This window comes from Celeribacter sp., assembly GCF_048270365.1.
Classification (GTDB): Bacteria; Pseudomonadota; Alphaproteobacteria; order Rhodobacterales; family Rhodobacteraceae; genus Celeribacter.
In genome coordinates, this window is record NZ_JBLWTA010000002.1 from 210410 (window position 1) to 227535 (window position 17126).

At 60.8% G+C, this 17126-nt stretch carries 21 protein-coding genes and 1 tRNA gene; 9 read left to right on the forward strand and 13 right to left on the reverse strand.

The features are described from left to right. Positions 1 to 14 precede the first annotated feature (14 nt). From ACN0X0_RS03655 to ACN0X0_RS03685, 7 genes are all read right to left on the reverse strand, one after another. On the reverse strand, positions 15 to 464 hold the full coding sequence (locus tag ACN0X0_RS03655; protein WP_417278049.1) for a MarR family winged helix-turn-helix transcriptional regulator: 450 nt from the start codon (positions 462 to 464) through the stop codon (positions 15 to 17). Positions 465 to 476: 12 nt separating this feature from the next. After that, positions 477 to 1799, reverse strand: coding sequence for a TRAP transporter large permease (locus ACN0X0_RS03660; RefSeq protein WP_417278050.1), 1323 nt, complete (start codon positions 1797 to 1799; stop codon positions 477 to 479). Beyond that, the gene (locus tag ACN0X0_RS03665; RefSeq protein WP_417278051.1) at positions 1799 to 2338 is read right to left on the reverse strand and encodes a TRAP transporter small permease; all 540 of its coding nucleotides are present in this window, start codon (positions 2336 to 2338) and stop codon (positions 1799 to 1801) included. The genes ACN0X0_RS03660 and ACN0X0_RS03665 overlap by 1 nt, the downstream gene beginning before the upstream one ends. 6 nt (positions 2339 to 2344) lie before the next feature. Further along, entirely contained in the window at positions 2345 to 3385 is a 1041-nt protein-coding gene (locus ACN0X0_RS03670) for a TRAP transporter substrate-binding protein (RefSeq protein ID WP_417278052.1), read from the reverse strand. 91 nt (positions 3386 to 3476) lie between these two features. Beyond that, complete coding sequence (locus tag ACN0X0_RS03675) at positions 3477 to 4244, reverse strand: crotonase/enoyl-CoA hydratase family protein (protein ID WP_417278053.1); 768 nt, start codon at positions 4242 to 4244, stop codon at positions 3477 to 3479. Positions 4245 to 4256: 12 nt separating this feature from the next. Next, positions 4257 to 5021: an SDR family NAD(P)-dependent oxidoreductase gene (locus tag ACN0X0_RS03680; RefSeq protein WP_417278054.1), complete on the reverse strand. Its 765-nt coding sequence runs from the start codon at positions 5019 to 5021 to the stop codon at positions 4257 to 4259. Between the two features lie 188 nt (positions 5022 to 5209). Continuing rightward, positions 5210 to 5620, reverse strand: a complete 411-nt coding sequence (locus ACN0X0_RS03685; protein WP_417263849.1) for a MarR family winged helix-turn-helix transcriptional regulator — start codon at positions 5618 to 5620, stop codon at positions 5210 to 5212. Positions 5621 to 5882: 262 nt separating this feature from the next. Between ACN0X0_RS03685 and ACN0X0_RS03690 the strand changes: the two genes are divergently transcribed. From ACN0X0_RS03690 to ACN0X0_RS03725, 8 genes are all read left to right on the forward strand, one after another. Then, complete coding sequence (locus tag ACN0X0_RS03690) at positions 5883 to 6932, forward strand: TRAP transporter substrate-binding protein (RefSeq protein ID WP_417278055.1); 1050 nt, start codon at positions 5883 to 5885, stop codon at positions 6930 to 6932. 77 nt (positions 6933 to 7009) lie between these two features. After that, on the forward strand, positions 7010 to 7507 hold the full coding sequence (locus tag ACN0X0_RS03695) for a TRAP transporter small permease (RefSeq protein WP_417278056.1): 498 nt from the start codon (positions 7010 to 7012) through the stop codon (positions 7505 to 7507). Then, positions 7500 to 8891: a TRAP transporter large permease gene (locus ACN0X0_RS03700; RefSeq protein WP_417278057.1), complete on the forward strand. Its 1392-nt coding sequence runs from the start codon at positions 7500 to 7502 to the stop codon at positions 8889 to 8891. The genes ACN0X0_RS03695 and ACN0X0_RS03700 overlap by 8 nt, the downstream gene beginning before the upstream one ends. A gap of 18 nt (positions 8892 to 8909) precedes the next feature. Further along, on the forward strand, positions 8910 to 10130 hold the full coding sequence (locus ACN0X0_RS03705; protein ID WP_417278058.1) for a 3-hydroxybenzoate 6-monooxygenase: 1221 nt from the start codon (positions 8910 to 8912) through the stop codon (positions 10128 to 10130). Between the two features lie 35 nt (positions 10131 to 10165). Then, a complete protein-coding gene (locus ACN0X0_RS03710) occupies positions 10166 to 10864 on the forward strand; it encodes a fumarylacetoacetate hydrolase family protein (protein WP_417278059.1) in 699 nt (232 codons plus the stop codon). A 3-nt stretch (positions 10865 to 10867) separates the two neighbouring features. Then, the gene (maiA, locus tag ACN0X0_RS03715) at positions 10868 to 11515 is read left to right on the forward strand and encodes a maleylacetoacetate isomerase (RefSeq protein WP_417278060.1); all 648 of its coding nucleotides are present in this window, start codon (positions 10868 to 10870) and stop codon (positions 11513 to 11515) included. A 55-nt stretch (positions 11516 to 11570) separates the two neighbouring features. Beyond that, positions 11571 to 12674 (forward strand): cupin domain-containing protein, encoded by a 1104-nt coding sequence (locus ACN0X0_RS03720; protein ID WP_417278061.1) that lies wholly within the window; start codon positions 11571 to 11573, stop codon positions 12672 to 12674. Continuing rightward, positions 12674 to 13228 carry a maleylpyruvate isomerase N-terminal domain-containing protein gene (locus tag ACN0X0_RS03725; RefSeq protein WP_417278062.1) on the forward strand — a complete coding sequence of 185 codons (555 nt, stop codon included), beginning with the start codon at positions 12674 to 12676 and terminating at the stop codon, positions 13226 to 13228. Before ACN0X0_RS03720 ends, ACN0X0_RS03725 begins: the two co-directional genes overlap by 1 nt. Here ACN0X0_RS03725 and ACN0X0_RS03730 read toward each other — a convergent pair whose 3' ends face one another. Then, positions 13229 to 14374: a cytochrome-c peroxidase gene (locus ACN0X0_RS03730; RefSeq protein WP_417278063.1), complete on the reverse strand. Its 1146-nt coding sequence runs from the start codon at positions 14372 to 14374 to the stop codon at positions 13229 to 13231. A gap of 186 nt (positions 14375 to 14560) precedes the next feature. Here ACN0X0_RS03730 and ACN0X0_RS03735 point away from each other — a divergent pair. Continuing rightward, positions 14561 to 14634 (forward strand) — tRNA-Gly (locus ACN0X0_RS03735). Positions 14635 to 14745: 111 nt separating this feature from the next. Here the strand turns inward: ACN0X0_RS03735 and ACN0X0_RS03740 are convergent. The 5 genes from ACN0X0_RS03740 to ACN0X0_RS03760 all read right to left on the reverse strand — a co-directional run bounded on the left by ACN0X0_RS03740 (position 14746) and on the right by ACN0X0_RS03760 (position 17123). Beyond that, positions 14746 to 14952, reverse strand: coding sequence for a DUF2892 domain-containing protein (locus tag ACN0X0_RS03740; RefSeq protein ID WP_417278064.1), 207 nt, complete (start codon positions 14950 to 14952; stop codon positions 14746 to 14748). An 83-nt stretch (positions 14953 to 15035) separates the two neighbouring features. Then, positions 15036 to 15437, reverse strand: a complete 402-nt coding sequence (locus tag ACN0X0_RS03745) for a PaaI family thioesterase (protein ID WP_417278065.1) — start codon at positions 15435 to 15437, stop codon at positions 15036 to 15038. Further along, a complete protein-coding gene (locus ACN0X0_RS03750; RefSeq protein WP_417278066.1) occupies positions 15434 to 16111 on the reverse strand; it encodes an SOS response-associated peptidase in 678 nt (225 codons plus the stop codon). Before ACN0X0_RS03750 ends, ACN0X0_RS03745 begins: the two co-directional genes overlap by 4 nt. 244 nt (positions 16112 to 16355) lie before the next feature. Further along, positions 16356 to 16661 (reverse strand): DUF1992 domain-containing protein, encoded by a 306-nt coding sequence (locus ACN0X0_RS03755; RefSeq protein ID WP_417278067.1) that lies wholly within the window; start codon positions 16659 to 16661, stop codon positions 16356 to 16358. Next, on the reverse strand, positions 16662 to 17123 hold the full coding sequence (locus tag ACN0X0_RS03760; protein WP_417278068.1) for a GFA family protein: 462 nt from the start codon (positions 17121 to 17123) through the stop codon (positions 16662 to 16664). Between the last annotated feature and the right edge of the window lie 3 nt (positions 17124 to 17126).

The following is a 17126-nucleotide window of genomic DNA, read 5'->3' on the forward strand; positions in this document are numbered from 1 at the left end:
GCCGTTTGAAGCGGCTATTTCCTCCCGACGCGGCCCAAAAGAGCCCGAAGCGTCGTGCGTTCTTCTGTGCTCAGCGCAGCAAACAGAGCGTCCTCATGGGCCTCGACCGCCCGCTCTGCCTCGCGCCATTTCTTGTCGCCCAGCGCGGTGGTGCGCAGGGCATATTGCCGCCGGTCGCCTTCGACGCGTCCGCGTTCGATCAGATCGGCGCTTTCCAATTCATCCACCAAAACCACCACGCCGGAGCGCTCGATATGCAGCGCCACGGCGAGGCGGCTCTGGGAGATGTCGGGGTTTTCCTTGATGATCGCGAGGGCGGAAAAAGACGTCATCCGAAGCCCCAGAGGCTCCAGCACCCGCGCCAGATCCTCGCGCACCATCAAAAACGCGCGCTTCATGGTATAGCCCACGAATTGGCGCAGGTTCTGGTCTGTGATTTCGGTATCTTTATCGCACTTGCTCATCGTCATCTTTCCTCAGTTGGCCACCAAATCCACCAGCCAATAGCTCAGCACCGGGAAGCTGACCAGAATGGCGATGCGGAAGAATTCCGCGATGATGAACGGCGTGGTGCCGCGGAAAATCTGGCTCGTCGGGATGTCCTTCGCCATCGAGGAGATGACAAAGAGATTCATCCCCACAGGCGGCGTGATCAGCCCCATTTCGACCACCACCAAAGAGATGATGCCGAACCACATGGCCTGTTGTTCCGGCATGAGACCGAAATCCAGCGCCATGATCGTGGGGAAAAACACCGGCACGGTCAGGAGGATCATCGAGAGACTGTCCATGAGGCAGCCCATGACGAGGTAGAAAACGATGATTCCCATCAGCACCACCATCGGCGCCACATTGGCGGCGGAGAAATAGGCGGCCACTTCGGAGGGCATGCGTGACAGCGCCAAAGCGACGTTGAAGATGTCGGCGCCAAAGACGATGGCAAAGATCATCGCGGTCGAGCCCGCCGTGTCGATCAGGCAATCCAAAATGGCGCGCCCATCGAGACCACGGGTCAAAAGCCCCGCAACCAGCATCAGGATCACCCCGACGGAGGCGCCTTCGGCCGGCGTGAAAAACCCGCCATAGATACCGCCCAGCACGATCACGAAGATCACCACCACATGCCAGATGTCTTTCAAGGCTTTCAAACGCTGCGCGAAACTGGCGGGCTCATGGGTCGGGCCTTCTGAGGGGTAGAGCCGGACATAAACGGCGATGGCGATACAAAAGCCGATGACCGCCAGAATGCCGGGAATGGTCGCAGCCAAGAACAGTTTTACGATATTCTGCTCGGTCAACAGCGCGTAGATGATCAGCACCACGGAGGGCGGAATGAGGATGCCCAAGGTGCCGCCCGCCGCCAAAGACCCGGAGGCCAGCGCGCCGGAATAGCCATGCTTGCGCATCTCCGGCAGGGCCACGCGCGCCATGGTCGAAGCTGTCGCCAGAGACGAGCCGGAAATGGACCCGAACATCGCACAGCCCGCCACGGATGCCATGGCCAGACCGCCCCGCAAATGCCCGATCCAGGCATTGGATGCGGCAAAGATCGCAGCAGAGATGCCGGAACGCGTCGCGAGATGTCCCATGAGAATGAACAAAGGCACGATGGCCAGCTCATAGGACATGAATTTATCGACCCAGGCCGTATTGAAATAGGCCATGAGCGCGTAAGGCGAGGCGAGCGTGATATACCCAACGGCCCCCACCAACCCCATGCCCAAAGCAATCGGCATCCGGGCAAAGATCAGGATCAAAAGCCCCACGACCATCAGAATGGCAATCGTCATCGGCTCCATCAGCGCACCTCCAGACCGCGAAACGCGGAGCTGATCATCGGCAGGCCTTGCAAAAAGGCCACGATGGCCGAAAGCCCGGTGCCCAAAAGCGCGGGCAGATAGACCCACCACACGGGCGCGCGCAGCAACATGGTGCGGTCGCCATAGTCATGCATTTCCATAAGTCCCATTGCGAGCCGCCAGGTCAGAAACGCCCAACAGACGGCGAAAATCATCGTCCAGACGCCGTCAAAGCGGCGCTGGGTCACGGGTTTCAGCCAGAGCGTGAAAAGATCGACCATGACGTGCCCCTTGTTGAATTGGCACAGAGGCAAGAAGAGCGAGGCACAGGCCGCACAGGCCAGCTCGACCAGTTCGAAATCCCCGCGAATGCCACCCAAGCCCAGATTGCGCATCACCACCGACAGGGTGACGGCCAGAGAGGCCGCGAAGATCACAGCACCCCCAAGCCCCGCAGAGCCAAGGCAAATCGCCCGGAGCGCGCGGAACAGGGGGGTGTGATCCCCCTGCCCTGTATCTGTGTTAAGCCGCTCGGCCATGATGGATCACCCGGCGTCCAAAAGGGCGTTGGCACGCGCCACAATGGCCGCGCCGTCGAGACCCGCGTCGTTCAGTTTTTGGGTCCACTCGTCATAAACGGGCGTCGCCATCTCACGCCATTTGGCGATCTCGGCGGCCGGAATGGTGTGGATTTCATTGCCCTGCTTCTCGACCATGGATTTGCCGAAGGCCTCGAACTCATCGAATTGCGCGCCAAGGCGACGGGACAGATCGGCACCGGAATGATCGTCGATCACCTTGCGCAGATCGTCGGAGAGGCCTTCGTATTTGCGCTCGTTCATCACGAGGGCAAAGGTGTTGCAATAGAGCCCCCGCGCGCCCGCTTCGGGTTCGTTGGTCACAGAGGTCAGCTCTTGAAGTTTGAAGGCCGGGACCACCTCATAGGGCAGGCAACAGCCGTCGATCACGCCGTTGGACAGGCCCACAACCATCTCGGTCACCGGGAAGAACACGGTCTCCGCGCCCATGATCTCCAACATCTTGCCGGTCGCCTGATTGGGCGCGCGCAGTTTGAGGCCCTTGATGTCCTCGGCGGTCGAGATTTTCTGGCCACGGGTGTGGAATTTGCCGCCATCATGGGTGTGGAAGGCCAGAGGTTTCAGCCCGCGATATTCGTTCTGGCCGAATTCCTCCATCAGCGTATGCATCGCGACAGAGGTCTTTTCGGCATTGGTCACCATGAAGGGCAGCGCCATGGTTTCGGCCACCGGGAACCGGTCCGGCGTGTAGACCGGCAGAGTCCATGAGATGTCGGCGATGCCTTGGCGCGCTTGATCTGCGAGCTGGGGCGGTTTGCCACCCAGCTGCATCGAGGGGAACATCTGCATCTCGATGGCGCCATCGGAGGCGTCAGAGATTTCCTTGGCCCAGACATCGAAAAAGCGGGTCTGCATGGGCGCCACGCCCGGCAGGAAATGCGCCACGCGCAGCGTCACTTCGGCGGCGTGGGCTTTTTTGAGAAATGCGGGGGTCGCGAGGGCGGCGCCCATCGTGGCCATGGCCATACGGCGTGTCATAGTTGTCATGTGTAATCCTCCCAAAATCATGACGGATGCCCGTGTTACGGGTCTTGTTTTGTTGGAGCGGGCGGTCTCCTCTCCGCCCGTCTCTGGCGCGTTACCTGAAAACCGGGACGCGCTTTTCCAAGAAGGCCTTGAGACCCTCCTCGGCATCTTCACTGGTCTGCGAAACGGCGGCGCACATGCTTTCCATGAACAGACCGTCGGCTTTCGACATATCCTCGATCCGGCTGATCGCCTGGATCATCATGTAATTCGACAGCGTGGCGTTCTTGGCAATCTTGGCCGCGAGTTTTTGCGCCAGTGCCAGTGCTTCGCCCTCGCCCACGGCATAATGCGTGAGACCAAGCGCCAGACCTTCGTCCGAATTGTATTTGCGCCCCGTGAGCATCATCTCGCACATGCGATCCGCGCCCAGAATGCGCCCCACACGCACGGTGGCCCCGCCTCCGACAAAGATGCCGCGCATGCCTTCGGGCAGTTGGAAAATCGTCGAAGGCTCCGAGATGCGCACATGGGTGGCGGCGGCCATTTCAAGCCCTCCGCCGATCACGGCACCATACATGGCGGAAATCACCGGCAGGCCACCGAATTGGATTTTATCCATCACACCATGCCAGTTGCGCGAGTGGCGCATGGTGCCTTCGGCGTTGCGGGCGACATGTTCGGAAAGATCGAGCCCGGAGCAATAATGACCCTCGGTGCCCGTCAGGATCACGACACGCACACCTTCGGGCGGCGCGGAAAAGAAGGTGTCGATGGCATCCAAAAGCTCATCGCACATGGCGTTGCGCTTGCCGGGGCGGTTCATGGTCAGAGTGGCGATCGGCCCCTCGATGTCGATTTTGAGAATGTCGCTGGTCATTGGCTTTTCTTCTTATTTGATCGGCATGCGGGCGGCGGCATCGAGGCGAATAACCGTCCCGTTCAGCATCGGGTTTTCCACGATGGCCTGCGCGAGGCGGGCATATTCGTCCGGGTCGCCCATGCGGGATGGGTACGGCACGTTTTTGAGAATATCGGCGCGAATGTCATCCGGCAGGCCTGCGCTCATCGCGGTCTCAAAGAGACCCGGCGCGATGGCCATGACACGGATGCCGAACCGCGCAAGTTCGCGTGCGGCGGGCAAAGTCATCGAGGCCACGCCGCCTTTCGAGGCGGAATAGGCCGCCTGCCCGATCTGGCCGTCTTCGAAGGCCACAGAGGAGGTGTTGATGATCACGCCCCGTGCGCCATCCGCGTCGATGGGATCGGCGGCGGCCATGGCGCGCGCCGCGATGTTCATCACGGCATAAGTGCCCAGAAGATTGACGTTCAACGCCTTGGCGAAGGTGTCGATGGTGAGCGATCCGTCGCGCGGAAGGATGCGCCCCGCCGTGCCGATGCCCGCGCAGGAAACCACGATACGCGGCGTGCCCAACGCGCTTTCGATCTGCGTGAACGCCGCTTCGACCGCGCTCGCGTCGCTGACATCCACGGCGTAGCCTGTGCCGCCGATCTCTGCGGCGGATTTGGCAGCCGCCTCCCCCGACAGATCGAGAATAGCCACCGTGGCGCCCGCCTCGGCCAAGCGTTTTGCCGTGGCAAAGCCAAGCCCGCTGGCCGCGCCCGTCACGACGGCGACATGCCCTTTGATCTCCATGATGTCTCCTCCCGTTTGAGGAAACCATGCAGAGGATTAATTGTTATGTCAATGAACAATTAAATAACAGACCCATCTCGCAAATGCAGCAAAGACAAACCAGCAGAACCCGCAGGGAAAACCATGCGGGCACGCCTCCAAGAAGGCAGGATGTCGCTGCGGCGCAGAGCCGCCGCAAAGACGGAATGTCAGGCTTTTTTATCCAGAATCAGAGGCGCACGGCTGAGGTCATTGCCGGCGTCCGCCGCCTTGGTCGCAAGGCGCAAAAACTCCGCCCGCTCAACATCAGAGAGCCCGGACAGAATGTTATCCTGAAAATCCCGAACCAAAGGCACCAGCTTGTCCAAAAGCGCATCGCCTTCAGACGTCAGGCTGACGATCCGCGCGCGGCGATCATGATCGCACACCCTGCGCTCGACGAGCCCCTTGCTCTCCAGCCGGTCGATCACGCCGCCAATCGTCGCACGGTCATAGGCGATGACCCCGGCCAGTCGCGCCTGATCGATGCCCGGGTTTGCCTTGACGGCATACATCGCAGCGAATTGCACCGACGTCATGGTCAGGCCCAGCTCCTTCATCCGCTCCTGAAAGACAGACATGGAGATCTGATTCAGGCGTCGAATCAAGTATCCGGCCATGTTGTGTATTTCTAGTTGCATGAGCTTTTCCCCTGAGATTTCCCCTGAGCGCCCGGTGTCATATCCGGCGACATATCAGACTTCTTCATGCCTTATCCGCATGATGCAGGTCAATAATAAGTATGCTTACCGAATTGACTCAAATCAATAGTAAGTATACACACTATTCAAGGCGCAACGGGAGTGCGCCGCGAAAATTGCGACAAAATTCGGAGGAGCTCACATGTCCATTCGAGCCAAATTCACCCGCGCCAAGCTGCTCGGCACCATTGCCGCCGCCAGCATCGCGACCGCCACATCCGCCTTCGCGCAGGACGTCACCCTGATCATGCACCACTTCCTGCCGCCGGTGGCCAACGCCCATAAGGTGATGTTGGAACCCTGGGCGCAGAAGGTCATGGACGACTGCGACGGGCGTATCGACATCCAGATTTACCCGGCAATGTCGATGGGCGGCAAACCGGGCGAGCTCTATAACCAAGTGCGTGACGGCACGGCGGACATCGTATGGACGCTGCTGGGCTACAACCCAGGCGTCTTCCCACGCACCGAGGTCTTTGAATTGCCGACCGTGCACAAAGGCTCCGCCACCGACACGACTATCGCGCTCAATGCCTCAATGGAGATGCTGGGTGAGGATTTCAAAGACATCCATGTGCTGTTCCTGCATGCCAATGACGGCAACCTGATCCATTCCGGCAACAAGGAAGTCACCAGTTTTGAAGACGTCGCGGGCATGAAGCTGCGCACGCCTTCGCGCACCGGCGCCTGGCTGATCGAAGCCATGGGCGCGGAGCCCGTGAGCCTTCCCGTCCCTGCCGTGCCCGAAGCCATGGCGAAAGGCGTGATCGACGGCGCGATGACCACCTATGAGATCGTCCCGGCGCTCAAATTGCAGGAACTCGACAAATACACCGCCGAGCTGCCGAATGGCGACCGCTTCGGCACCGCCGTTTTCATGGTGGCGATGAACAAGGACGTCTACGAGGACCTGCCGGACGATCTGAAAGCCGTGATCGACGCCAATTCCCGCGAAAACGTCGCAGCCGAGATCGGCGCGATGTGGGAAGGCTTTGAAGAGGCCGGCATCAGCGCGCTCGATGGCGCGGGCATCACCCGCCATGTGTTCTCTGACGAAGAAGCCGCGAAATTCAACGCGGTGAGCGAAGAGGTCGTGGCCCGCTGGGTCGCTGAGGTCTCTGAGAAAGGCATCGACGGCGCCGCCATCGTGGATCAGGCCCGTGCGGCTGTCGCGGCAGCCCACGGCGAATAAAACAACCCGAAAACATAGAGCGGCGGAACCGCCCGCCGCTCTCCCCAAACGAAACGCACCCAACCGGGAGGCATGCTATGCACGCTCATGTGACGCGTCTGGCAGACATATTCGCAATGCTGGGAGGCGCGATCCTCTTTGTCATCGTGATGGTCACCACCACCAACACTGGCGCCTTTATTCTTGATCGGTTCATGGGCCTCTTTGGCCAAGACGTCTCCGGCCTTCCGGGCTACGAAGATTTCGTCCAGCTCGCCATTTCCGGCGCCGCACTGATGTTTTTCCCCTACACGCAGGCCTCACGCGGCCATGTCGCCGTCGATCTTTTCGTCGCCAATGCGCCGATGCCGGTGAAACGCGTTTTGGACCACATGTGGCTCACTTTGACGGCCGCAGTCGCGCTGTTTCTGGCCTATTGGATGGTCCATGGCATGCTCGAATCCCGTTCTGACGCCGCCGAAGCCGGTGTGCTCGGCTGGCCGATCTGGCCCTTCTACATTCCCGGCATCGCCTCCATGGCCCTCTGGGCCGTGGTCTCCGTGAGCCAGATTTTCGGAGACGCGCGCTATGCTTGATCCCATCACCATCGGGGTTCTGGGCCTCGTCGTTCTTTTCGTCCTTTTGATCCTGCGCATGCCGGTCGGCATCGCGATGATCCTCGTCGGCATCGGCGGCACCTATGCGCTCTCGCTGGCCCTGCCCTATGTGCGTTTCGTGCCCTATATCCGTCAGTTCAAATCGCTCCTCTGGGAAAACGTCGCGAGCTACGATCTTTCCGTCGTGCCTCTGTTCGTACTGATGGGCTACATCGCCGCCGAGGCGCGGCTGTCTTCGGATCTGTTCAAAGGTCTCGAAGCTCTTCTCTCCCGTCTCAGAGGCGGCGTGGCCATGGCGGCGATCGCGGCCTGCGGCGGCTTTGGCGCGGTCTGCGGGTCTTCGCTGGCGACCGCTGCGACCATGGGCAAAGTGGCCCTGCCGGAACTCAAGGAACTTGGCTACAAAGACCGTCTGTCGGCGGGCGCTTTGGCCGCGGGCGGCACGCTCGGCATCCTGATCCCGCCCTCGGTGGCGCTGGTGATCTACGCGATCATCGTCGAAGGCTCGATCCTCAAGATGTTCCAAGCCGCCGTGGTCCCCGGTCTTTTGGCCGTGCTGTCCTTTATCCTCGTGATCGCCATTTTGGTCCGCGTGAACCCGTCGCTGGCGCCCGAGCCGCGCCCGATGCCGCGCGAGGAACGCAACCTTGCTTTGAAACGCCTCTTCCCGGTGATCCTCATCTTTGGTGCGATCATTTTGGGGCTGGGCTTTGGCCTCTTCACGCCCACGCCCGCCGCCTCCATCGGCGTGTTCCTGATCGGCGCTTATGGCTTTGCGCTGCGTGCGCTGACCGGCGAAGGGCTGAACCTCAAAGGCCTGCGCCGCGCATTGCAAGCCACCGCGATCACGTCGGGCATGATTTACCTGATCCTGTTCGGGGCCGAAGTGCTCAAGGGCTTCTTCACCCGCTCCGGCCTGCCGCAGGCGCTCTCTGAGTGGGCGGCCACCTCCGGCATGGACCCGATGCTGGTGCTTGTGATCATGCTCATCGCCTTTGTCGTCTTGGGCTGTTTCATGGAAAGCCTCGCGATGATCCTCGTCGTGGTGCCCTTCTTTTGGCCGACGCTCATTGCGCTCAACGGCGGCGAATATGTCACCGCAGAGACCGCCGCCTACGGCATGGACACCGAGAGCCTCAAAATCTGGTTCGGCATCCTCGCGCTCATCGTGGTCGAGCTTGGACTGATCACGCCCCCTGTCGGTCTTAACGTCTTCATCATCTCCTCGCTCGCCAAGGACACGCCCATGTCCACCGTCTTCCGCGGTGTCATGCCTTTCTTGGGCTCCGAGGTCATCCGTGTGGGCCTCATCCTGATGATCCCCGCCCTCACCCTCACCATTCCACGCCTCATCGGCGGCTGACAATAAGGAGACACACCCATGTCTGATCTTCCCATTCTCATTGCCGGTGGCGGCATCGGTGGCCTTGCTGCTGCCTGTGGTCTGGCCCGCAAAGGGCACCGTTCCATCGTTGTCGAGCAAGCCCCCGCCTTGGGCGAGATCGGCGCGGGCATCCAGATCGGTCCGAACGCCTTTCACTGTTTCGACTATCTGGGCGTCGGCGACGAGGCCCGCGAGAAGGCGGTCTATATCGACAAGCTGCGTTTGATGGATGCGCAAACCGCCGAGGACATCACGTCCATTCCCTTGGACGAGCCGTTCCGTGAGCGCTTCAAAAACCCCTATGCCGTGGTGCATCGCGCCGACCTGCATGGTGTTTTGCTCAAGTATTGCGAAGACAGCCCGCTGGTGGACATCCGCACCAACCACGTCGTGGAAGGCTATGAGCAAGACGGCACCTCCGTGACGCTCAAAGTCAAAGACCGCGATCCGATCAAAGGCTCTTTCCTGATCGGCGCCGAAGGTCTGCGCTCTGCGATCCGCGGTCAGATGATCGGCGACGGCGAGCCGCGCATCTCCGGCCATACCACCTATCGCTCCGTCATTCCGACCGAACAAATGCCCGAAGACCTGCGCTGGAACGCCGCCACGCTCTGGGCCGGTCCGAAATGCCACATCGTGCATTACCCGCTCAAGGGCTGGAAAGTGTTCAACCTCGTGGTGACCTATCACCGCGACGTCCAAGAAGCGATCGCAGGCCGTCCGGTCTCCAAAGAAGAGGTCGCCGCAGGGTTTGAGCACATCCACCCGAAGGCCCGTCAGGTCATCGAACATGGCTCCGACTGGAAGCTCTGGGTGCTCTGCGACCGCGAGCCGATTTCCAACTGGGTCGACAACCGTGTGGCTCTCTTGGGCGATGCCGCCCACCCAATGCTCCAGTATTTCGCCCAAGGCGCCTGTATGGCCATGGAAGACGCCGTCGCCATGTCCCATTGCATCGAGCACTACGGCGAGAACGTCGAACGCGCGCTGCAAATCTATCAGGAAATGCGCAAGGTCCGCACCGCCCGCGTTCAGATGAACTCCCGCCTCATCGGCGAATACATCTACCACCCGGACGACGCGAAAGCCGCCGTGCGCAACCACGTGATGTCGGGCATGTCGCCGGATGAATGGTACGACCAGCTGTCCTGGCTCTATGGCTCCACCGGCCTCGACGACACCACCGTTAATGCCGCGCTGAAAACCGCCGCTGAATAACCACTCCCTTCGAAGAAACGCAAAAAGGAACCCACATGTCCTATGTCTTCCCCCCCGCCCCGCAGGCCTCCGTGGCCGTCGATGGCACCGATGATCGCCTGCCGGTCCGCCGCATCTTCTGCGTCGGTCGCAACTACGCCGCCCACGCCCGCGAGATGGGCAAGGACCCGGACCGCGATCCGCCGTTCTTCTTCACCAAACCGGCCGACGCCGTGGTCGACAGTGGCGAGGTGGTCGCCTACCCGCCGCAGACCGAGAATTTCCACTACGAAGCCGAGCTGATCGCTGTGATCGGCACAGGCGGCAAGAACATCGCCGAAGAGGACAGCCTGAGCCACGTTTGGGGCTATGCCGTCGGCAACGACCTGACGCGCCGCGACCTGCAACTCAAGGCCCGTGAACAGGGCCGTCCGTGGGACTGGGGCAAGGCGTTCGACCGCTCTGCCGTGATCGGTCCTGTGTTCCCGGTCGAAAAAGTCGGCCACCCCGACAAGGGCGCGATCAAGCTCACCGTGAACGGCGAAGTCAAGCAGGACGCCGATCTCGCGGAACTCATCTGGTCCGTGCCGGAGATCATTTCGATCCTGTCGCATTCCATCGCGCTTGAGCCCGGCGATCTGATCATGACCGGCACCCCCGCAGGCGTCGGCGCCATGGTTGAGGGCGATGTCTGCGTCGTCGAGATCGAGGGGCTGGGTAAGATCGAGACCCCCATCGGAAAACGCGAGGCGTAAGATATGTCGTTGAAGTTGCACAACTTCTTCCGCTCCTCGACCTCAACGCGGCTTCGTGCCGCGTTGAACCTCAAGGGGCTGGAGTATGACTATATCGCCTATGTGCTGCGCGACGGGGAAACCCGGACGCCCGAATATCTGGCGAAGAACCCGCAAGGTCTCGTACCGACGCTCGAGACCGAAGACGGCAGCTTTCTGACGCAATCTCTCGCCATCATGGAGTGGCTGGAGGAGACACACCCCGAGCACCCCCTTTTGCCCGCGGACACGGCCGGTCGCGCCCGCGTGCGTGCGCTGTCTTACATGATCGCCTGCGAAATCCACCCGCTCAACAATCTGCGTGTGCTGTTCCGCATCCGCGATCAGTTCGGGGCTGATGAGGAGGCCCAAAAAGCGTGGTTCACCCATTGGGTCACGCTCACCTTTGATGCGCTGGAAGCCGAGCTTTCCACGTCTCCGCAGACCGGCACCTATTGCCACGGTGACACGCCGACCATGGCCGATTGTTGCCTCTATGCGCAGGTCTGGAACAATAAACGCTTTGGCGTGCCGCTGGAAAACTGGCCAACGATTGCCCGTATTTACGCCGAACTCGATAAGCTGCCGGCCTTCACAAAAGCCGCCCCGCCCAACCAACCCGACGCCGCCTGAGGCCTCGCCCATACGCACGCCGCCTGACGCGTGACCAACCCGGAGGAATTGCACCATGCTGACCGAAGATCGCAACCACGACACCATCGAACACGGGATGCAGCCGGAGGACACTCCGGAACTGCGCGCGCTTTACAAAAACTTTGAGGATGAAAGCCTGATCCCGCTCTGGACCCAGCTTGGCGATCTGATGCCGATGACGCCCAAGTCCAAAGCCGTGCCGCATGTCTGGCGGTGGGCCGATCTTTTGCCGCTGGCAGAAAAATCCGGAGAACTCGTGCCGGTGGGCCGGGGCGGCGAACGCCGTGCCATTGGCCTTGCCAATCCGGGCCTCGGTGGCAACGCCTATGTCAGCCCGACCATGTGGGCCGCGATCCAGTATCTCTGCCCGGGCGAAAACGCACCGGAACACCGCCACTCGCAAAACGCTTTTCGGTTTGTGGTCGAGGGCGAAGGCGTCTGGACCGTGGTCAATGGCGATCCGGTGCGCATGTCGCGGGGCGATTTGCTTTTGACGCCGGGCTGGTGTTTCCACGGTCACCACAATGTTGCGACCGAGCCGATGGCCTGGATCGACGGTCTCGACATTCCGTTCAGCCAACAGATGGATGTGGGCTTTTTCGAATTCGGGTCTGATCGTGTGACCGACAACGCCACCCCGGATTATTCGCGGGGCGAACGGCTTTGGTGTCATCCGGGCCTGCGCCCGTTGTCGCAGCTGCAAAACACCGTCTCGTCCCCGATTGGCGCCTATCGTTGGGAGTTCACCGACCGGGCATTGACCGAACAGCTTTTGCTAGAAGACGAGGGCCAGCCCGCCACCGTCGAGCAGGGCCACGCCGCGATCCGCTACGTCAACCCGACCACCGGCGGTGACGTGATGCCGACGATCCGCTGCGAATTCCACCGGTTGCGTGCGGGCACGGAAACCGCGACGCGCAATGAGGTCGGCTCGACCGTGTTCCAGGTCTTTGAGGGCAAAGGGGCTGTCGTGATGAACGGCGTGACGCACAAGCTCGAGAAAGGCGACATGTTCGTCGTGCCCTCTTGGGTGCCGTGGTCCTTGCAGGCCGAGACGCAGTTCGACCTCTTCCGCTTCTCGGATGCGCCGATCATGGAACGCCTGGGCTTCATGCGTCAGATGGTCGAGGGGCAGTAATGTCGCTCACCGAGACAGACATCGCCGCCCGCGAAGCGCTAAAGGAACGCTTGGGCAAGGGGGCGCGGTTCGACGCCCCCAACGCGCCTACGGAGGATTTGTTGCTCGCCCGTCGCGGCACGGCCTATTTCGCGCGCAAGCTCATGGAATTGTCGGATGACGACCTCTATGCGCCCTCCGCAATTTCCGGCCTGACCCGCGCGCATATCATTGTCCGCGTCAGCTATGAGGCCCGCTATCAGGCGCTGGCTCTGGAGGCTTTAGACAAAGGTGAAGCGCTGGAACTACCCGAGGAACTGCCCTCCCTCGATCTCGCAGCGACCCTTCCGGCCCGTGCGCTTCGGCACCTGTTTCAGCATTCCGAAGTGCATCTCAACGTCTGTTGGCGCGATCTGTCCGAGGCGCAATGGGATGCGGCGCTCGCCTTGGCCGGCGGCACTCTGACGACACCCCGCGCCCTGCCTTTGATGCGCGCCAAAGGCATCTGGCAAGGCGCCCTCGATCTCGGCAATGGTGCAAGGCTCAAGGATGTGCCGAAAGCGCTCGCGCTGTGATCATTCGTCGAGCAGATGCTCGTAACGCGCATCCGTCAGGGTCTTCATGAAGGCCACAAGCGCGTCAATCTCACGATCCTCAAGCGCCGGTCCCGTGGTCAGCTCTTCCATCGAGAGGTTTTCCGCCACCTCCGGCGCACCAAAGCGTTCGCCAGTTTCCGGGTTGATCATCCGCGCCTCGGATTTGGTGTTGTAGGTGTTGTAAAACAGCACGACCGTGCGCAGGTCCTGAAACACGCCATTGTGCATGTAGGGCCCGGTGACGGCGACGTTCCGAAGCGTCGGCACCTTGATCTTGCCTTCCAAACCCGCAGTGTTCTCCACCAGCGCGTTCTGCGCCAGCCCCAGATCGGGATGCCCGCGCCCGACGCCGTTCATGTCGCGCAGCGCGCCATTCTCCGGCACGCCGATGTTGTGATATTCGTAATTGGTGAAGGTCTCACCCTCCATCCCCGCACGCGGCTTGAGCTCGTGGCAGAGGTTGCAGTTGGTGAATTGCTGCGAGAAAAACAGCGTCTCGCCCAGCATTTCCTCCCGCGTCAGCTCCGCCTCGCCCCGCAGGTAACGGTCGTATTTGCTGTCAAACGGCGAGAACAGATCGGTGCCTTCAAAGGCGGCAATCGCTTTGGTCATCGCCGCATAGGCCTCATCTTGGCCGACAAATATCTCGTCTCCGAACAGATCCTTGAACGCCACGACATAGGCCGGGTTTTCCTCCAGCCGCGCCACCACGGAGGCCGCATCCGGCATGCCCATTTCGATCGGGTTCAAGGGCGGCCCACCAGCTTGGTCGGCCAAAGTCGCAGCGCGCCCGTCATGGAATTGCCCACCGCGATAGACGCCCTCGTCGAGCTTTTCGAACATGGGCGCGAAATGCGCGTAACTCGCGGTCGGCGCATTGCGGTCCCCTATGGAAACATCGTCATCGCCCGGCGACGCCATGCCGCGCGGATCGGCAAATCCGTAGTCTGGGTTGTGACAGGTCGAACAGGATTGCGTCCGGTTCTGCGACAGGTTTTCATCGAAAAACAGCGCCTCGCCCAGCCCTTCGAGCGTCGCAAGGTCTTCGGCCTTCGCCGGAGTGGCCAGCAGAGCACAAAAGAGCGGCAAGGCGAGAGATTTCATCATGGGTTTCGCGAGGGGCATGGGCAGCTTTCCAAAGCACGAGGTCTGTCGGGACGGCTTTACCCGAGCTTTTCAATCGGGAATTTGACCGAAGTCAAGCCCCGCACAGAAATCGTGATCGCGCCCGCCCGCCCCAGTCAGCCATTTGACACCGCCTTGACCACTTGACGCTCCAAAATCCATAGCCTAAACACAGGGCTCTACGCGGCGGGCGTTGTGTAGTGGTAAGACCTTAGCCTTCCAAGCTAATGACGCGGGTTCGATTCCCGCCGCCCGCTCCAAAATCCCCCTCCCTCTCAAATCTGTGCCCGTCACTTACGCTTTTCTTTGGCACAAATACTCAAAAAAACGGGGCCCCGAAGGACCCCGCTCGAACGTCTTATCCCCTGAGATCACTTCTCAAAGGCGCAGCCCGCAGGGATGCCCAGCTTAGCAAAGACCTTCGCCGCCGGACACCAGCCGGTAAAGGAGGATTGCAGCAAGTTGGCGCCGATGAACACGGTCAGCCAGACAAAGCCGGGGTGAACGAATTGAGTCAGCGCGACGCTAAGCAGAACCATGATGCCCGCAAAGCGGAACATAGCGCGGTCGATGGACATGGGGGATTCTCCGTGAATGGAATGTCAGATTTGCGACAGGTTTAGCAGGCCACTAAAACAAATTCAATATTATGAATACAAATTCAACCGCCAGAGCGCACCCGAAATGTCCCCTGCGCCGTGGCGATCAATTCGCCGGTCTCATCGGTCAGGTGCCCTTCGGTAAAAAACGTCTTGGCCCCGCCGCCCATGCGCTGGCCCACCGCGATCAGCCGCGAGCTTTTCGGGCGCGACAGGTAGTTGATGCTCAGCGACAAAGTGAGCGTCATACGCCGATCTTCCGGGTCACCCGTATAGGCGCCGGAATAGCCCATCGCCGTGTCGAGCATCGTGGCATAAACCCCACCATGCGGCAGGCCGGAGCGGTTCAGGTGATCCGGGCAAATCACCGCTTCAAAACGCGCCACATCCCTGTCCCAACCGGTCATTTCAATGCCCAGATGTGCCAACGCCGCGGACGGCCCTTCCAAAAGCGATGTCTTCATGCGTCGATCTCCTCGATCAGCTCAGGCCCCGTGGCCCGGTTGGAATTCACGGCCTTATCGACACGGTGAAATGTAAGTCTGTCATCTGCTGCGGGCTGCATCAAACGCGCCGCGCCATGCCCCTCTTCGCCCAGCCATTTGCCCCAGTTCTGAGGCTGCAAAATGACCGGGATGCGGTGGTGAATTTCGGCCATACGGCCCGTGGATTGGGTCGTCACCATGGCACAGGACGCAAGGCGCGTGCCGTTCTGCTCCCACTCCTGCCAGACGCCCGCAAAAACCATCGGGCCCTCCCCCGCAGGCTGAATGTACCACGGCAGTTTCTCACCGCTCTCGGGGCGAAACCATTCATAAAACCCATCCGCCGGAATGAGACACCGGCGCGTGCGGCAGGCCTCGCGAAAGGCGGGTTTCTCGGCGAGGGTTTCGGCACGCGCGTTGATCAAAAGCGGGCCGTCGGAAGGCGTTTTATACCAATGCGGCACAAAGCCCCAACGCATCGGCACGAGGCGGCGCTGGCTGTTTCCCTGATCGGCGTCGCGATAGATGACGTGGATCTGCGTGGTGGGGCAGATGTTGTAATTCGGGATCGGCGGCAGGTCATTGGCAGGCGCCGCTTTGAAAAGCTGCGCCATGGCATCATTGGGCAAGGTCAGGGCAAAACGTCCGCACATGGGCGTATTTTACGCGCTCAGATGGCGGGGGCCAGAGCGGATCGTGAGCCTGGGGTCAAATATCTCAGCCTTGATCACACGCCTGAGGGGCCAAGACCACGCCCTCATGCCATAGACCCCCCTTACTCTCGCACCTGTTCATTTCTCATTAAGGTTAACCAGATTAACCTTAATGTGGGGTAAAAAGGTATGGGACAGAAACAGACGTACTGCTTTCAGAGCGTGTCAGATACTGAGTTCCCCCTCAGCGATGCGCCTTGCGGGCCAGATCGATCTTGGCATCCATCATCGACATCTCTTTCATGATCTCGGTGCGCCGCGTCCGGTCCCCGGTCTCGCGAAGCTCTTCGCGCAATTTCTCCAACTCCCGCGACAGGGTGACAAACTCCGGCACGCCGCCGTTTTCCTTGATCACCCGATTGAGAAGCGCGTTTTCCGGGTCGCCTTCCTCAGGCAAAGGCTTGCCCGCCCCCGGCAGATTGTCAAAGGCGCCGTCGCGCTCGGCCTCGGCGATTTTCTGATTGATCAAGTCGATGAGCGGGTGATCCATCTACGCCCCTTTCGCGGCATTGAACCGCGCAAGGCTGGCCTCAGACCAGACCTCTTTCGGGCTGTAGAACGCTTCGAACACCTGCGCGCCTTCGGGCAACACGACCCAGGGCAGTTTCGTGGAGGTGAAGATGTGCACATCCGGCACGATCTCGGCGCGGTCCTCAAGCGTGCCGCAACGGACAAAGGCAAACACCTCGCCTGAGCCAGCGTAATGCGACCAGAGCGCGACTTTGCAGGTCGGACAGCGCGCGATGCTCTGGCCATGACCCGAATTCGACGGCGTCATCACCATGTCCGGAACGCCTTTTATCCCTTTGATCTCAGAGGTCTCAACATAGGCGTTCAAAGCGAAAGCCGATCCGGTTTCCCGCTGACACCAGCTGCAATGACAACAATGCACGATCATCGGCGGCACCGCGATCTCGAATTCCACCTCACCACATGTGCAGCGCCCTTGCATGAT

Coding starts and splice junctions, on each gene's coding strand:
- ACN0X0_RS03655 (WP_417278049.1), bottom strand. CDS start 464: ATGAGCAAGTGCGATAAAGATACCGAAATCACAGACCAGAACCTGCGC.
- ACN0X0_RS03660 (WP_417278050.1), bottom strand. CDS start 1,799: ATGGAGCCGATGACGATTGCCATTCTGATGGTCGTGGGGCTTTTGATC.
- ACN0X0_RS03665 (WP_417278051.1), bottom strand. CDS start 2,338: ATGGCCGAGCGGCTTAACACAGATACAGGGCAGGGGGATCACACCCCC.
- ACN0X0_RS03670 (WP_417278052.1), bottom strand. CDS start 3,385: ATGACAACTATGACACGCCGTATGGCCATGGCCACGATGGGCGCCGCC.
- ACN0X0_RS03675 (WP_417278053.1), bottom strand. CDS start 4,244: ATGACCAGCGACATTCTCAAAATCGACATCGAGGGGCCGATCGCCACT.
- ACN0X0_RS03680 (WP_417278054.1), bottom strand. CDS start 5,021: ATGGAGATCAAAGGGCATGTCGCCGTCGTGACGGGCGCGGCCAGCGGG.
- ACN0X0_RS03685 (WP_417263849.1), bottom strand. CDS start 5,620: ATGTCTGTCTTTCAGGAGCGGATGAAGGAGCTGGGCCTGACCATGACG.
- ACN0X0_RS03690 (WP_417278055.1), top strand. CDS start 5,883: ATGTCCATTCGAGCCAAATTCACCCGCGCCAAGCTGCTCGGCACCATT.
- ACN0X0_RS03695 (WP_417278056.1), top strand. CDS start 7,010: ATGCACGCTCATGTGACGCGTCTGGCAGACATATTCGCAATGCTGGGA.
- ACN0X0_RS03700 (WP_417278057.1), top strand. CDS start 7,500: ATGCTTGATCCCATCACCATCGGGGTTCTGGGCCTCGTCGTTCTTTTC.
- ACN0X0_RS03705 (WP_417278058.1), top strand. CDS start 8,910: ATGTCTGATCTTCCCATTCTCATTGCCGGTGGCGGCATCGGTGGCCTT.
- ACN0X0_RS03710 (WP_417278059.1), top strand. CDS start 10,166: ATGTCCTATGTCTTCCCCCCCGCCCCGCAGGCCTCCGTGGCCGTCGAT.
- maiA (WP_417278060.1), top strand. CDS start 10,868: ATGTCGTTGAAGTTGCACAACTTCTTCCGCTCCTCGACCTCAACGCGG.
- ACN0X0_RS03720 (WP_417278061.1), top strand. CDS start 11,571: ATGCTGACCGAAGATCGCAACCACGACACCATCGAACACGGGATGCAG.
- ACN0X0_RS03725 (WP_417278062.1), top strand. CDS start 12,674: ATGTCGCTCACCGAGACAGACATCGCCGCCCGCGAAGCGCTAAAGGAA.
- ACN0X0_RS03730 (WP_417278063.1), bottom strand. CDS start 14,374: ATGCCCCTCGCGAAACCCATGATGAAATCTCTCGCCTTGCCGCTCTTT.
- ACN0X0_RS03740 (WP_417278064.1), bottom strand. CDS start 14,952: ATGTCCATCGACCGCGCTATGTTCCGCTTTGCGGGCATCATGGTTCTG.
- ACN0X0_RS03745 (WP_417278065.1), bottom strand. CDS start 15,437: ATGAAGACATCGCTTTTGGAAGGGCCGTCCGCGGCGTTGGCACATCTG.
- ACN0X0_RS03750 (WP_417278066.1), bottom strand. CDS start 16,111: ATGTGCGGACGTTTTGCCCTGACCTTGCCCAATGATGCCATGGCGCAG.
- ACN0X0_RS03755 (WP_417278067.1), bottom strand. CDS start 16,661: ATGGATCACCCGCTCATCGACTTGATCAATCAGAAAATCGCCGAGGCC.
- ACN0X0_RS03760 (WP_417278068.1), bottom strand. CDS start 17,123: ATGCAAGGGCGCTGCACATGTGGTGAGGTGGAATTCGAGATCGCGGTG.